This is a genomic window from Qipengyuania benthica, assembly GCF_030717865.1.
GTDB lineage: Bacteria > Pseudomonadota > Alphaproteobacteria > Sphingomonadales > Sphingomonadaceae > Qipengyuania > Qipengyuania benthica.
The window spans coordinates 607,021-620,831 of sequence record NZ_JAVAIL010000001.1 but is presented as its reverse complement, the minus strand read 5'-3'; the positions used below and the strand labels follow the sequence as shown (position 1 = coordinate 620,831).

Annotated in this window: 10 protein-coding genes; 6 read left to right on the top strand and 4 right to left on the bottom strand. The window is 67.8% G+C overall.

Features of this window, described 5'->3' with window-relative positions; translation table 11 throughout:
- Positions 1-25 precede the first annotated feature (25 nt).
- From zwf to Q9K01_RS03090, 6 genes are all read left to right on the top strand, one after another.
- Positions 26-1,468 (top strand): glucose-6-phosphate dehydrogenase, encoded by a 1,443-nt coding sequence (gene zwf / locus Q9K01_RS03115; protein ID WP_305928740.1) that lies wholly within the window; start codon positions 26-28, stop codon positions 1,466-1,468.
- On the top strand, positions 1,458-3,275 hold the full coding sequence (gene edd, locus Q9K01_RS03110) for a phosphogluconate dehydratase (RefSeq protein WP_305928739.1): 1,818 nt from the start codon (positions 1,458-1,460) through the stop codon (positions 3,273-3,275). The genes zwf and edd overlap by 11 nt, the downstream gene beginning before the upstream one ends.
- Before the next feature lie 31 nt (positions 3,276-3,306).
- On the top strand, positions 3,307-4,293 hold the full coding sequence (gene glk / locus Q9K01_RS03105) for a glucokinase (RefSeq protein ID WP_305928738.1): 987 nt from the start codon (positions 3,307-3,309) through the stop codon (positions 4,291-4,293).
- A gap of 17 nt (positions 4,294-4,310) precedes the next feature.
- Positions 4,311-4,904 (top strand): bifunctional 4-hydroxy-2-oxoglutarate aldolase/2-dehydro-3-deoxy-phosphogluconate aldolase, encoded by a 594-nt coding sequence (gene eda / locus Q9K01_RS03100; RefSeq protein ID WP_305929166.1) that lies wholly within the window; start codon positions 4,311-4,313, stop codon positions 4,902-4,904.
- Positions 4,901-7,693, top strand: coding sequence for a phosphoenolpyruvate carboxylase (locus tag Q9K01_RS03095; protein WP_305928737.1), 2,793 nt, complete (start codon positions 4,901-4,903; stop codon positions 7,691-7,693). Before eda ends, Q9K01_RS03095 begins: the two co-directional genes overlap by 4 nt.
- Before the next feature lie 91 nt (positions 7,694-7,784).
- The gene (locus Q9K01_RS03090) at positions 7,785-8,462 is read left to right on the top strand and encodes a L,D-transpeptidase family protein (protein WP_305928736.1); all 678 of its coding nucleotides are present in this window, start codon (positions 7,785-7,787) and stop codon (positions 8,460-8,462) included.
- On the opposite strand, the gene tilS is transcribed toward Q9K01_RS03090, so the two are convergent.
- The 4 genes from tilS to ptsP all read right to left on the bottom strand — a co-directional run bounded on the left by tilS (position 8,459) and on the right by ptsP (position 13,779).
- Positions 8,459-9,340 carry a tRNA lysidine(34) synthetase TilS gene (gene tilS, locus Q9K01_RS03085; protein WP_305929165.1) on the bottom strand — a complete coding sequence of 294 codons (882 nt, stop codon included), beginning with the start codon at positions 9,338-9,340 and terminating at the stop codon, positions 8,459-8,461. The two genes, Q9K01_RS03090 and tilS, sit on opposite strands and share 4 nt — an antisense overlap.
- 91 nt (positions 9,341-9,431) lie before the next feature.
- Positions 9,432-10,415 (bottom strand): tetratricopeptide repeat protein, encoded by a 984-nt coding sequence (locus Q9K01_RS03080; protein ID WP_305928735.1) that lies wholly within the window; start codon positions 10,413-10,415, stop codon positions 9,432-9,434.
- A gap of 120 nt (positions 10,416-10,535) precedes the next feature.
- On the bottom strand, positions 10,536-11,378 hold the full coding sequence (locus Q9K01_RS03075) for a helix-turn-helix domain-containing protein (protein WP_305928734.1): 843 nt from the start codon (positions 11,376-11,378) through the stop codon (positions 10,536-10,538).
- Positions 11,379-11,508: 130 nt separating this feature from the next.
- Complete coding sequence (gene ptsP, locus Q9K01_RS03070) at positions 11,509-13,779, bottom strand: phosphoenolpyruvate--protein phosphotransferase (RefSeq protein ID WP_305928733.1); 2,271 nt, start codon at positions 13,777-13,779, stop codon at positions 11,509-11,511.
- Positions 13,780-13,811: the final 32 nt, after the last annotated feature.

Sequence of the window (13,811 nt, the reverse complement as noted above, 5' to 3'; positions counted from 1 at the left end):
GAACGAAGGAGGATACGACACCGCGATGAGCTTCACTGCGGACCGGCTGCTGCTGTTCGGCGCGACGGGCGACCTCGCGCAGCGGATGCTGCTCCCCTCGCTGTGTGCGCTGCATTCCGACGGGTTGCTGGCCCCCGACCTCACAATCGTCGGCACCGCACGCACCGAGATGTCCGACGACGAGTTCCGCGATTTCGCGCGCGAGGCGCTGGAAGAATATCTGCCCGTTGCGCGCCGCGACGGGGTGGCGGAGTTCCTCGATCGGCTGGTCTATGAAGCGGTCGATGCGACCACGCTGGATGGTTACAAACGGCTGGCCGAGCGGGTCGGCGAGGATTGCGACGGGCTCGCGATCTTCCTCTCCACCGCGCCCAAACTGTTCGAGGCGACCATCGAAGGGCTGGCGCATGCCGGGCTGACCGGCCCGCGCACGCGGATCGGCCTGGAAAAGCCGCTCGGCACCGATCTCGGCTCGAGCTGCGAGATCAACGACGCGGTCGCACGCGAATTCGGCGAAGACCGCATCTTCCGCATCGATCACTATCTCGGCAAGGAGACGGTGCAGAACCTGCTGGCGCTGCGCTTCGCCAATCTGCTGTTCGAGCCGGTGTGGAATTCCACCTATATCGACCATGTCCAGATCACCGTTGCAGAGACAGTGGGGCTCGAAGGCCGCGCGGGCTTCTACGACGAGACCGGCGCTTTGCGGGACATGGTCCAGAACCACATGCTCCAGCTGCTGGCGCTGGTGGCGATGGAGCCGCCGACCAGCTTCGATGCCACCGCGGTCCGCGACGAAAAGGTCAAGGTGCTGCGCGCGCTGCGTCCGGCCAGCGAGGGCGAGACCGTCACGGGGCAATATCGCGCTGGTGCGGTCGCGGGCAAGGCGGTGCCGGGCTATGACGAGGAGCTGGGCGAGGACAGCGCCACCGAGACCTTCGTCGCGATCAAGGCGCATGTCGACAATTGGCGCTGGAAGGGCGTGCCCTTCTACCTGCGCACCGGCAAGCGCCTGCCCGAACGGGTGACCGAGATCATCGTCCAGTTCCGCTGCATCCCGCATTCGATCTTCGAGGCGCGCGGCGCGACCACGAGGCCGAACCGGCTCGTCATCGGCATCCAGCCCGAGGAGAACATCCAGTTCTCGCTGATGGCCAAGCTGCCCGGTCTCGACCGCGAGGGGCTGCGGCTGCGCGAGGTCCCGCTCGACGTGACCATGCCCGATGCCTTCTCAGACACCGTCCGCCGGATCGCCTACGAACGGCTGCTGCTCGATCTGGTCGAAGGCGACCAGACCCTGTTCGTACGCCGCGACGAGGTCGAGGCGCAATGGGAATGGATCGATGCGGTCCGCGCGCAATGGCAGGCCAGGGGCGGCACGCCGAGGCCCTACACCGCAGGCAGCTGGGGGCCGAGCGCGGCGATCGCGCTGGTCGAACGCGACGGAGTGAGCTGGCATGACGAATAAGCCCCTCAACGACACCATCCACCGCGTCACCCAGCGGGTAATCGCCAATTCGCGCGACGGGCGTTCGCGCTACCTCGAACTGATGGAGCGCGAGAGGGAGCGGATGCCCGAACGCTCGCAGGTCTCCTGCTCCAATCTCGCGCATGCCTATGCCGGCGCGGACGAGGACCAGCAGGCGCTCAGGGCGTCCACCGGCCCCAACCTCGCCATCGTCACCGCCTATAACGACATGCTCTCCGCGCATCAGCCCTATTACCGCTACCCCGAGCGGATGAAGATCTGGGCGCGCGAGGTCGGCGCGACCGTTCAGGTGGCGGGCGGCACCCCGGCGATGTGCGACGGCGTGACGCAGGGCGAGGACGGGATGGAGCTGTCGCTGTTCAGCCGCGACGTCATCGCACTGTCTACCGCAGTCGCGCTCAGCCACCAGATGTACGACGGCATGGCGTTGCTCGGGATTTGCGACAAGATCGTGCCGGGACTGATGATCGGGGCGCTGCGCTTCGGCCACCTGCCGGCCATTTTCGTGCCAGCCGGCCCGATGCCCAGCGGCATCCCCAACAAGCAGAAGCAGGCGGTCCGCCAGCTCTATGCCGAAGGCAAGGCGGATCGCGCGCAATTGCTCGAAAGCGAAATGCAGAGCTATCATTCGCCGGGCACCTGCACCTTCTACGGCACCGCCAATTCCAACCAGATGATGATGGAGATGATGGGCGTGCACGTGCCCGGCGCGGCCTTCGTCCAACCCGGTAAGAAGCTGCGGCAGGAGCTGACCCGCGCTGCGGTCCACCGGCTCGCCGCAATCGGTAGAGAAAGCGACGATTTCCGCCCGCTAGCACGCGTCATCGACGAAAAGGCGATCGTCAACGCCGCCATCGGCCTGCTCGCCACCGGCGGTTCGACCAATCACGCGATCCACATCCCGGCGATGGCGCGCGCGGCGGGGATCGCCTTCGACTGGAACGACCTGGCCGAACTGTCGAGCGCGGTCCCGCTGGTCGCGCGGGTCTATCCCAATGGTGCGGGCGACGTGAACCATTTCCACGCCGCCGGCGGGATGGCCTATGTCATCGGCACGCTGCTCGACGAAGGGCTGGCGCATCCCGACCTGCTGACCGTGTGGGACGGCGGCGTCCCGGCCTATGCGCGCGAACCGTTCGAGAACGACGAGATCCTCAACTGGCGCGACCCGGGGCCCAGCGGCGATGCCGAGATGCTGCGTCCGGCCAGCGAGCCGTTCCAGCCCGATGGCGGGATGCGGCTGCTGCAGGGCAATCTCGGCCGCGCCTGTTTCAAATCTTCAGCGGTCGAGCGCGAACGATGGACGGTGGAGGCGCCCTGTCGCGTGTTCGCCACCCAGCACGCTGTGGCCGAAGCTTTTGCGCAAGGCGAGCTCGACCGCGACGTGGTGGTGGTGGTCCGCTTCCAGGGCCCGCGGGCCAACGGCATGCCCGAATTGCACAAGCTCACCCCCGTACTCGGAGTCCTGCAGGATCGCGGCTACCGCGTGGCGCTCGTCACCGACGGGCGGATGTCGGGGGCGAGCGGCAAGGTCCCGGCGGCGATCCACTGCAGCCCCGAGGCGCGCGGCGGCGGGCCGCTGGCGCTGCTGCGCGATGGCGACAGGGTGCGCGTCTGCGCCGTGACCGGCGAGCTTTCGACCAGTGCCGATCTCGCTGCGCGCGAGCCCTCTCCCGATCCACAGGCCGAACTGGGTGTGGGACGCGAACTGTTTGCGATGTTTCGCGCACATGCGGACGAAGCGGAACGCGGCGGCTCCTCGATGCTCGCGCTGTCGGGGCTGTGATGCGGCTGGAGCACTTGGGAGGCCGACCATCATGACCGATCTCGTCGCGGCCGATATCGGCGGAACGCATGCCCGCTTTGCGCTCGCCAAGATCGGCGCGGATGGCGCAATCGCGCTGGGCGAAGTCGAAACGCTGCGCACCAGCGAACACCCCAGCCTCGACGCCGCGTGGGAGACCTACCGCGCCCGGATGGACCGTCCCCTACCCCCTGCCGCCGCGCTTGCTTTCGCCGGTCCGGTAGCGAGCGACAAGATCCAGCTGACCAACAATTCCTGGCATGTCCGGCTCTCCGGGCTGGAAGAACGATTGGGCGTCTCGCGGCTGACCGTGGTCAATGATTTCGAGGCGGTCGGCCATGCGGTCGCGCGCGCCGACCAGGAGCACTTCCTCCATCTGGCCGGGCCCGACCACCCGCTGCCCTCGCACGGCATGGTGAGCATTCTGGGGCCGGGAACCGGGCTGGGAGTGGCTCATCTCGCGCGCTCCGCCGGTTCCGGCTACCGGGTCCACGCGACCGAGGGCGGCCATATCGGCTTTGCCCCGCTCGACGCGGTCGAGGACGCGATCCTCGCCCGGCTGCGCGAACGCCTGGGCCGCGTTTCGGTGGAGCGGGTGGTCTCGGGACCGGGCATCGTCTCCATCTACCGCACCCTCGCCGAGCTGGAAGGACGCGACCCTCCGGAGCTCGACGACGTCGCGATCTGGCAGGGCGGGCTATCGGGCGAAGACGATCTGGCGGTCGCGGCGATCGAGCGGTTCTGCCTCGCGCTCGGCAGCTTGGCGGGGGATATCGCGCTGGTCCAGGGCGGGTTCGGCGGCGTCGTCATCGCCGGTGGGCTGGGCTATCGCATCCGCGAGACGCTGCGCGGCTCGGGCTTCGCGCGCCGCTTCGTGCTCAAGGGTCGCTACGAGGAGCTGATGGCCACGATCCCGGTCAAGCTCATAACCCATCCGCAGCCCGGGCTGTTCGGCGCCGCTGCCGCCTTCGCCTGCGAGCATCTGGAGACCCGACCGTGACGAGTATCGCCGCCATCATGCAAGCCGCTCCGGTGATCCCGGTGATCGTCATCGACGAACTGGAACACGCGCGTCCGCTGGCCGAGGCACTGGTGGCCGGCGGGCTCACCGCGCTCGAGGTCACCTTGCGCACCCCGGTTGCGCTCGATGCGATCCGGGCGATGCGCAAGGTCGAGGGCGCGGTCGTCGGCGCCGGCACGGTGACCGGCCAGCGGGAACTGGCCGATGCGCTCGAAGCCGGCGCGCAATTCGTGGTATCGCCCGGACTGACCGAGCCGCTGGCGCGCGCGGCTTCACGCGAGGGTATCCCGTTTCTGCCGGGCATCGCCACCGCAGGCGACATCATGCGCGGGCTCGATCTCGGCCTGACCCACTTCAAATTCTTCCCCGCAGTCGCCGCGGGCGGCATCCCGGCGCTCAAGGCGCTCGCCGCGCCCTTTGCGCAATGCCGCTTCTGCCCCACCGGCGGGATCGGTCCCGGGGATGCCGGCGATTGGCTGGCGCTCGAGTCCGTGCTGTGCGTCGGGGGTAGCTGGGTCGCGCCGCGCGGCCCGGTGGACCGCGATACGATCACCCGCCTCTCCCGCGAAGCCGCCGGACTGACCCGATGAAGACCGCCGCCGATCTCTCCGCCCGTCTCGCCCAGCTTCACGAACGGATCCGCGAGACGCCACTGTTCAACCCGGTCTTCCAGCTCTCGCTCGATCTGTCGCGGCAGCTCGAATCGGGCGACATGACGCTCGAGGATTGCGCCGCGCTGGTCGAAGAACTGGAATGCGTCTCGTTCCAGAGCCGCGCCGAGCGCTTGCGATCGCTGGTCGCACCCGTGTCCCGCGACGACAATCTGATTGCACTGGCCAGCGGCGACGAGAATTTCGCAAGCTTCCGCGCTCGCTGGGAAACGCCCGCGTTGCATGCGGTCTTCACCGCACACCCCACCTTCCTGCTCACCCCCCGCCAGAGCGAGGCGATCGCCGAGGCGGCGAGCGGCGGGCGACCCGTCGACGAACGAGCCTGCGCCGACGCAGGAGAGCGCCCGGCTATCACGCTGGCCTACGAGCACCGGCGCGCGATGGAAGCGATCGCGCGGGCGCAGGATGCACGCGACGCCATCGTCACCCGGGTTCTGGGCGAGGCGCAGCAGCGCTGGCCCGAGCGCTGGCAATCGCTGTCGCCGCTGCCGTTCCGCTTCGCGACCTGGGTCGGTTACGACATGGACGGGCGGACCGATATCAAATGGTACCATTCGATCGGCTTCCGCCTCTCCGAGAAGGCCCAGCGGCTCGAACGCTATGCCGAGACGCTGGCAGGTTTCGCGCCCGATCATGCGCTGCTCGACCCGCTTCGCCGCGCCGCCGCCTTCGCCGCAGCCCGGGCCGAGGATTTCGCAGGCGACCTCACCGATCCCGAAGCGCTGTCGGCCGCCGCCAATCGCCTCACCGCCGATCATCCCGACAAGCTCACCAGCCTCTCCGCCATCGTCGAAGCGCTCGATAGCGAGGCCGCCGATACGATCTCCGGCGGGAGCGACAACGCGATGGCCCGCAAGACGCTTGCCGCGGCGATGCGCGCCGACGGGCTGGGCATGGGCGGGGTCCATTTCCGCGTCAACGCCAGCCAGTTGCACAACGCGATCCGCCGCAGGATCGACCCGGACAATACGCTCGATCTCGCCAGCAAGGGCGCGATGGCGGTATTGCGCGATATTCTCGAACGGGTGCAGCCGCTGCGAACCAATTTCGCCGCGCTGGCGATCGAAAGCAGCACCGCCATCCGCCAGTTCCTGGTGATGGCGCAGATCCTCCAGCACATCGATGGCGATGCCCCGATCCGGATGCTGGTCGCCGAATGCGAACAGCCCTCGACCGTGCTGGCGGCGCTCTATTTCGCGAGACTGTTCGGGATCGCCGGCAAGGTGGATGTCTCGCCCTTGTTCGAGACCGAGAATGCACTCGAACATGGCGGGCGCTTCCTCGATGCGCTCTGCGCCGAACCGGCCTACCGCGCTTACGCGCGGCAACGCGGGCGGGTCTGTATTCAGACCGGCTATTCCGACGCCGGGCGGTTCATCGGCCAGATTCCCGCCAGCCTCGCGATCGAAAGACTGCAGGGGCGTCTCGCCGGAGCGATGGCGAACAACGGGCTCGGCGATGTCGCGGCGCTGATCTTCAACACCCATGGCGAAGGCATGGGGCGCGGCGCGCATCCCGGCGGTTTCGCCGACCGGCTCGCCTGGCCGCTGAGCCCCTGGGCGCGGCGCCGCTTCGCCCGCGAAGGGATCGCGCTCGAACCCGAGGCGAGCTTTCAGGGCGGCGACGGCTATCTGTTCTTCGCCACCCCCGAACTGGCGCTGGCGACCTTGTCGCGCATCGCCGATCTGAGCCCCGACGGTCCCGACCGGGGCGACAAATCGGGCGAAGAACCCGATCCCTTCTACCGCCGAACCGATCTGAGCCTGGATTTCTACCGCGCGGTCCGCAGCCACCAGCGCGACCATCTCGAGAGCCGCACCTACGCGCGCGCGGTGACCGCTTTCGGGCTGGGTCTGCTCAACACCACAGGCAGCCGCGTCTCGCGCCGGCAGGGCGACCTCTCGGGCGATCGCGAGATGAGCCTGCGCCAGATTCGCGCAATTCCGCACAACGCGATACTCCAGCAGCTCGGCTATCCGGTGAACATCATCTCCGGGATCGGCAGCGCCGCGGAAGGCAATTACGAGGACATTGCCGCGCTGCTCCAGGAGAGCGCGCGCGGGCGGCAGATGATGCGGCTGGTACGCGCCTCCAACGCGCTGGCCAGCATCAAGACGGTCGCCGCCTATGGCGAGCTGTTCAATTCGGCCTATTGGGCCAGCCGCCCCTATCGCGGGATGGAACAGCATCTCGCCCCCGCCTGCGAAACTCTGGCCGAGTATCTCACCGGCGACGATCGCAACGGCGTGTTCCGCCGGCTGACCTCGAGGTTGCGAGTCGATGCGCTCAAGCTGCACCGCCTGTTCGGGCTGTTGCCCGACGAGGCTCCGCTCGAGGGTCGCGAGGAGATCCGCCGCACCATCGGCGCGCTGCAGGCGCTGCGGCTGGCGCTGCTCAAGCACATGTTTCTTAAAGCGGTCTCGATACCCGCCTTCAGCCGCGCCAACGATATCGACCGCGACGATGTGCTCGAGATGGTCTTCACGCTACGCGTCGACGAGGCCCTGGCGCAGATGCGCCGTGCCTATCCCACCAGCTTCCCGCAGCTGGCGGATTTCTCGGTTGCGGAGCCGAGCGACTATCCCGATGGCGCGGGCGAGGGATATTCGCAGATCGGGCGCGACTATATCGACCCGATCGAGCGCGCGCAGGCGCTCAATCTGCGGATCGGCACCGCCATCGCCAATCTGTTCGGCGCGCATGGCTAGCGATTAACCTGCGGCTTGCGGGTGGTCCCCCAACGGGACGGGCGACGCCCGGCCGCTGGCTTTCCTGGACGAAATCGCTATTCTCCCGGCCATGGATCCGACCCTCAAATGGATTGGCGGCGCGACGCTTGCGGTTTTGCTGGTCCTTGGCGGGCTGGCCACCGGGGGCGGGCTGATGGCCGAGAGCGCCGCCGCCGACGACGCGGTCGAGATGGCGGGCGTTGCCGAGGTGCAGCCGCCGATCGATCCGCGCCCGGCGATCGAGGCCAGGGTCGCCGCCGATGCGCAACGCCGCGCCGCCGAGCGGTTCACGATCAAGCGCGTGCTGCCGATCGAAGGGCCGATGAAATACGGCGAATGGCATTGGGACACCGACGGCGTGCCGCAGGATGGCAAGCTGGTCGTTACCGTCGATCTCGAAGCGCGGGTCGTCTCGGTCTTCCGCGATGGGTATGAGATCGGTGCGGCGGTGGCGATGCTAGGCACCGACGAGCACCCCACCCCCACCGGCAATTTCCCGATCCTGACCAAGGAACGCCACAACGTCTCGGAAAAATACGGCAATGCGCCGATGCCCTGGACCTTGCGGCTGACCTGGGACGGTATCGCGATCCATGGCGGCTCGGTGGTCGAGAACGGCTATGCCAGTCACGGCTGCATCGCGGTACCCGATCCCTTCGCCGACAAATTGTACGAGGCGGCGCATAAGGGCGATCTGGTGGTAATCACCAAGGGCCGGCAGATCGGAATGGGCGACAGCCTGCTCTAGCCGGACCGTCGCGGCGGCTCGGGCCGGAAGGTCCACAACTCGGCACCGCTTTCCTGCGAGGGCGTGGCGAGAACCCCCGCCAGCGAAGCATTGTCGCCACCCGCCAACCGCGCGACAAGTCGCGCGATCTCCGAGCGTGGTGCCGGGGCATTCATCTCGGCGAGAATGCGTCCCACCACTTCGATCCTGATATAGTCGGTCTGCGACACGGCGAAGCGCCAGCCATCGTGCCGGCGTGTCACGCCGTCGCGCCAGGTCGCCTCGACCACGGACTGCAGCGCCGCCTCGGCCTCGCCCAGCAGCGCCGCGCTGCGTGCCAGCGCCAGCGGATCGAGCCAGTCCGCCCCGGCTAGCGTCCGCCTCATTCTCACACGATCGAACCGCGTGTCGCGATTGGAGGGATCCGCGATGCGTTCGATCCCGGCTGTACGCACCAGCGCTTCGAGCTCAGCCTTGCGCCAGCCGAGCAGCGGCCGCACCAGCAGCCCCCTGCCTCCCGGCACCACGCCGCTGGGTCGCACTCCGGCAAGCCCGGGCAAGCCGCTGCCGCGGTTGAGCCGCATCAGCAGCGTCTCCGCCTGGTCGTCGGCGTGATGCGCCGTCGCCACGGCGTGGAGGCTGCGTTGCCCCATCCACTGGTCGAGCGCATGATAGCGCGCCGCGCGCGCCCTGCTCTGGAGATTGCCCGGGGCAACCTCGACCCGCAGCGTCTCATGCGGCACGCCAAGCGTCTCGCAAAGCCTCGCCACCCATTGCGCCTCGGCGGCGCTTTCCGGGCGCAAGCCGTGATCGACTGTCGCGGCCTCGATTGCGCCGGGTCGCGCCGCATTGGCCAGCAGCAGCAATCCGATGCTGTCAGGCCCGCCCGAAACCGCGATTGCGAGCTTTTGCGGTCGATCGTGTGTCTCAGGCCAGACCGCCGCAAGATCGCGGCGGAATCGCGCGATCAGTTGCGGATCGACCGCCGCGTCAATTGCAGGTCACCCGCGCCCGGTTGCGCTCGTACTGGTCGAGCAACCGCCCGGCGGCGAGCGCCGGGTAGGTCTCGGCGAATTCGGCCAGCGCGATGCAGGCGCGGCTGGTGTCGTCCAGCGCGATCATCGCCTCGGCGAGGAACAACAGGCTGTCGCCCGCGCGCGCCGCGGTCTTGTCCGCCTGGTAATTGCGCAGGAACCACGGCGCCGCCTCGCGCGGCTTGCTGTCGTCGAGATAGGCCCGGCCGAGCAGATTGCGCCCATAGGTGGCGCGCCAATGTTGCGGGTTCTGCTCGACGAACAGGGTCAGTTGCTGCTGCGCTTCGGGATAGAAACCCGCCTCCCACAGCCGGAAACCATAGGAATATTCGTCATCCGCGGGATCCTCGGTCTGCGGCTTCGCGATCGCCGAGACGGCGGCGAGCCGTTCGGGATCGGGTGCCGCGGCTGCGGGTGTGGAGGTGGGTGTGGATGTTGCCGTCGGCGTTGCTGTTGCTGTCGTGGCCGGGCCGCGAGCCGGAGTGCCGCTGGTAAGGCCGCTTGAACCTCCGGTCGGCGCATCGCCCTGCACCGCACCGGCATCGAGGGTTTCGAGCGCCTCGACCCGTTCGCCAAGCGTGCGCAGGGCGAAGGTGTTCTGCTCGGTCTGTTCGGTCAGCCGCTGGATCTGGGTTTCCATCGCATCGAGCCGCGCGAGAATATCGGTGACGGCGGTGGTCGACGGCTGGGAAACCGTGGTGCTGGCCTGCGGCTGGCCGGTGATCTCGGGCTCGAAATAGCGCCCGTCGCCGCCGGGGAACACGCGCCGCTGCAGCGCGCGCACTTCGGCTTCCAGCTTGCGCACGCGCGCTTCGTCATTGCTGCTTTGGGCCAGTGCGGGCGGAGCAATCGCCAACAGCGCGAGCGCGGCGCCGCCGACTCCGACGAACCGCAGCCCCCAATTGCTTGACCCGGCAATCCGGGCAGTCCGAACCGTCATTATCGCATGGCTCCTTCGGGCGAGTGTTGGCGTGGCGATGCCTTAACCATGCTTGGCTGTCGAGAGGATGAAGCGCAAGTTTACCCAGCGGATCGCAGCCGCTGCGGCGAATTTGCCGCGTCAGTTTACCGTGAGGTCGCCGGTGGAGGCATCGCTGCCGGGCGTTGCCGAGGGTTCGCTCCTTGCCAGCAACGCCTCGGCGGTCACGGGGACGTCGCGCACGATCTCGTCTTCCTCGGACAGCTTGGGCACCGGGCGGCCGTCGATCGTGATCGCGAGCGCATAGGGCCTGCCGGTCCAGACCTGCGGCCCTTCGGCATCGGCGGGAATGGTGTAGCTCTCGCCCTGCGCCATCTGCGCCTCGTAGAGCCGTTCGCCGCTGGCGTCGTAGAATTTGACCCAGGTGTCGTTCATTTCGGAAGTGAAGACCACTTCGACATCGGGGTCGATCGCGGGGGTCCCGTCTGTCGATGGGGTGCGATCCACCTCGGCGATGACCGGTGCGCGCTCCTCCTGCAGGGGTGCCGGGCCGAGGCCGGGTGCGAAATAGGTGCGATAGAAGGCGAAGCCGCCAACCAGCAGCAAGACCGCAGCCAGCGCGCCGAACCATGCCAGTTTGCGCGACGGGACGCGCGCCGGATCGCCAGGCTCGAAGCGCGCGGGCGCGGTGTTCAGACGGCTGCGATCGTCGCCAAGCTCGGCGCGCAGCTGGTCGAGCAGCTCGCGTTCTTCGAGTTCGAGCACCCGCGCATAGGTGCGGGTGAAACCGATCGCATAGGTACGCGAGGGAAGCTGCGCATAATCGCTGTTTTCGATGGCGACGAGGTGGCGCTGGGGAATGCGGGTCTCGGCCGCAATCTGCGACAATTCGATCCCCTTGGCCCGGCGCGCGGCCTGCAGGCGTTCGCCCACGGTAAGAGCGGGGGCGTGCGTTTCTTCTTCGACGAGCGGTTCTTCTTCCATCAAATCCCCAATACCGGTCGGGTCCGGTCCGATACTATGTACGAAAGCGACAGCTTGCGCCGAAGTCAACCGCCTGGCCCCGCTGCTCCAACGACAGGATCGCCGAAGCGGTCCTGACAAGCGGTCAGATTCAGTCCGTCTCGATGTCCCGCTCGCTCGCCCAATCCTGAAGCGCGGCGCGCATGTCGAGGGGTGGCGAGGCCAGCCAACCCTGCATCGCGCCGCTCAATTCTCCCAGATCGATCTTGCGCACGAGTTCCTTGATCGGGCCGACCGAGGCCGGGGTGATCGAAAGCCGGCGATAGCCGATGCCCAGCAGCGCAAGCGCTTCCAGCCGCCGCCCGCCCATCTCGCCGCAGACGCTCAGATCGACGGGATGGCCGACGACGCCCTGGGCTATCCGCTGCAGAAACCGCAGGATCGACGGGCTCAGCCAGTCGTAGCGTTCGGCGAGCTTGGGATTGGCGCGGTCGGCAGCGAACAGGAACTGGGTGAGGTCGTTGGTTCCTACGGAGAGGAACGACAGCTTGGGCAGGATCAGATCGAGCGCTTCCGCCAGCGCGGGCACTTCGAGCATGGCGCCGTAGCGGATTTCCTCGGGCAACCGCTTGCGGCGGTCCCTGAGCCAGGCGAGCTGTTCGTCGAACACCTCCTTGGCCGCATCGAATTCCCATGGCTCGCTGACCATCGGGAACATCACGTTGAGCGTCCGCCCGGACGCAGCTTCGAGCAGCGCGCGCGCCTGCGCTTTGAGCAGACCGCCGCGTTCGAGCGACAGGCGCAGCGCCCGCCAGCCCATTGCGGGGTTCTCCTCGCGCTCGCTCATCGAGGCCTCGATATAGGGCACCGCCTTGTCGCCGCCGATATCGACGGTGCGGAAGATCACCGGCTTGTCGCCCGCTGCGTCGAGTACGTCGCGATAGAGCCGGGTCTGGCGCTCGCGCTGCGGCAGGGTGGAGGAGACGAGGAACTGGAACTCGGTCCGGAACAGCCCGACCCCGTCCGCCCCCGACATCGCCAGCGCGCTCATATCGTCTCGCAGGCCGGCATTCATCATCACCCCGATGCGGGTGCCGCAGCGGGTGAAGGGCTCGACATCGCGCAATTCGGCATAGGCGGCCTGGCGCTCGCGTTTCTTGGCGAAGCGGGCGTCGAAGGCCTCGCGCATCGGCGGGCTCGGGCGCAGCGTGACGCTGCCTTTGTCGGCATCGAGCAGCACCTCGTCGCCCTCGTTGACGCGGCGCAGCACCCCCTTGGCGCGGCCGAGCACCGGGATGTCCATCGCCCGCGCTACGATCACCATATGCGCAGTCAGCGAGCCTTCCTCGAGCACCACGCCCTTCAACCGTCGACGGTCGTATTCGAGGAGTTCGGCCGGGCCCAGATTGCGCGCCACCAGGATCGTGTCGCGGCGCAGGCCCTGCCGCGCCGCGGTGCCCAGCTGGCCCGAGACGATCCGCAGCAGCCGGTTCGAGAGGTCCTCCAGATCGTGCATCCGGTCGGCCAGCAGCGGATCGTCGATCTCGCGCATCCGCATCCTCGTGCGCTGCTGGACGCGTTCGATCGCCGCCTCGGCGGTCAGGCCGGAATCGATGGCCTCGTTGATCCGCCGGCTCCAGCCTTCGTCATAGGCGAACATCTTGTAGGTCTCGAGCACGTCGTCATGCTCGCCCCCTTTGCCGAATTCGGGCTCCTTGCCCATCGCATCGATCTGGTCGCGCATCTTGTCGAAGGCGCGATAGACCCGCTGGCGCTCGGCTTCGGTGTCTTCGGCGACCACCTGATCGATCTCGACCCGCGGCTGGTGGAACACCGCCACCCCTTCGGACAGGCCCTTGACCAGCGCCAACCCGTCGATCAGCTCCGGCCCGCTCGGCGCCTCGGCGAGGTCGAGAGGATGATCGAGGTCGACCAGCTCCTTGTGCGCGATCAGTTCGGACAGAATCATCGCCGTGGTCTGCAGCGCCTCGATCTCGACATCCTCGTAGCGGCGCGGATCGACATGCTGGACGCTGAGTGCCCCCACCGCGCGTTCGCGATAGACGATCGGCACTCCCGCGAAGGAGTGGAATTTCTCTTCGCCGGTCTCGGGATGATAGAGGAATTCGGGATGCGCCTTGGCCTCGGCGAGGTTGAGCGTCTCGATGTTCTTGGCGATGGTGCCGATCAGCCCCTCGCCCAGCCCGAGCCGCGTGACGTGGACCGCATCCGCATTGAGCCCGCGGGTGGCGAACAGCTCGAGTGCGCCTTCGCGCAGAAGGTAGATCGAGCACACCTCGCTGGTCAGGCTCTCGCCGATGATTTCGACCACCTGATCGAGCTTGGCCTGCGCGTGCAGGCGCGAGGCCATCACCTCGTGCAGGCGGGTCAGGATCAGGCGGGCGCTGGCGGCGGCGGTCATCGGGGCGGTCTATCGCAGACCGGCCAAACTGC

What these genes read in the sequence shown, in the direction of transcription:
- zwf (WP_305928740.1), top strand. Translation starts at nt 26, where the DNA reads ATGAGCTTCACTGCGGACCGGCTGCTGCTGTTCGGCGCGACGGGCGAC.
- edd (WP_305928739.1), top strand. Translation starts at nt 1,458, where the DNA reads ATGACGAATAAGCCCCTCAACGACACCATCCACCGCGTCACCCAGCGG.
- glk (WP_305928738.1), top strand. Translation starts at nt 3,307, where the DNA reads ATGACCGATCTCGTCGCGGCCGATATCGGCGGAACGCATGCCCGCTTT.
- eda (WP_305929166.1), top strand. Translation starts at nt 4,311, where the DNA reads ATGCAAGCCGCTCCGGTGATCCCGGTGATCGTCATCGACGAACTGGAA.
- Q9K01_RS03095 (WP_305928737.1), top strand. Translation starts at nt 4,901, where the DNA reads ATGAAGACCGCCGCCGATCTCTCCGCCCGTCTCGCCCAGCTTCACGAA.
- Q9K01_RS03090 (WP_305928736.1), top strand. Translation starts at nt 7,785, where the DNA reads ATGGATCCGACCCTCAAATGGATTGGCGGCGCGACGCTTGCGGTTTTG.
- Q9K01_RS03080 (WP_305928735.1), bottom strand. Translation starts at nt 10,415, where the DNA reads ATGACGGTTCGGACTGCCCGGATTGCCGGGTCAAGCAATTGGGGGCTG.
- Q9K01_RS03075 (WP_305928734.1), bottom strand. Translation starts at nt 11,378, where the DNA reads ATGGAAGAAGAACCGCTCGTCGAAGAAGAAACGCACGCCCCCGCTCTT.
- ptsP (WP_305928733.1), bottom strand. Translation starts at nt 13,779, where the DNA reads ATGACCGCCGCCGCCAGCGCCCGCCTGATCCTGACCCGCCTGCACGAG.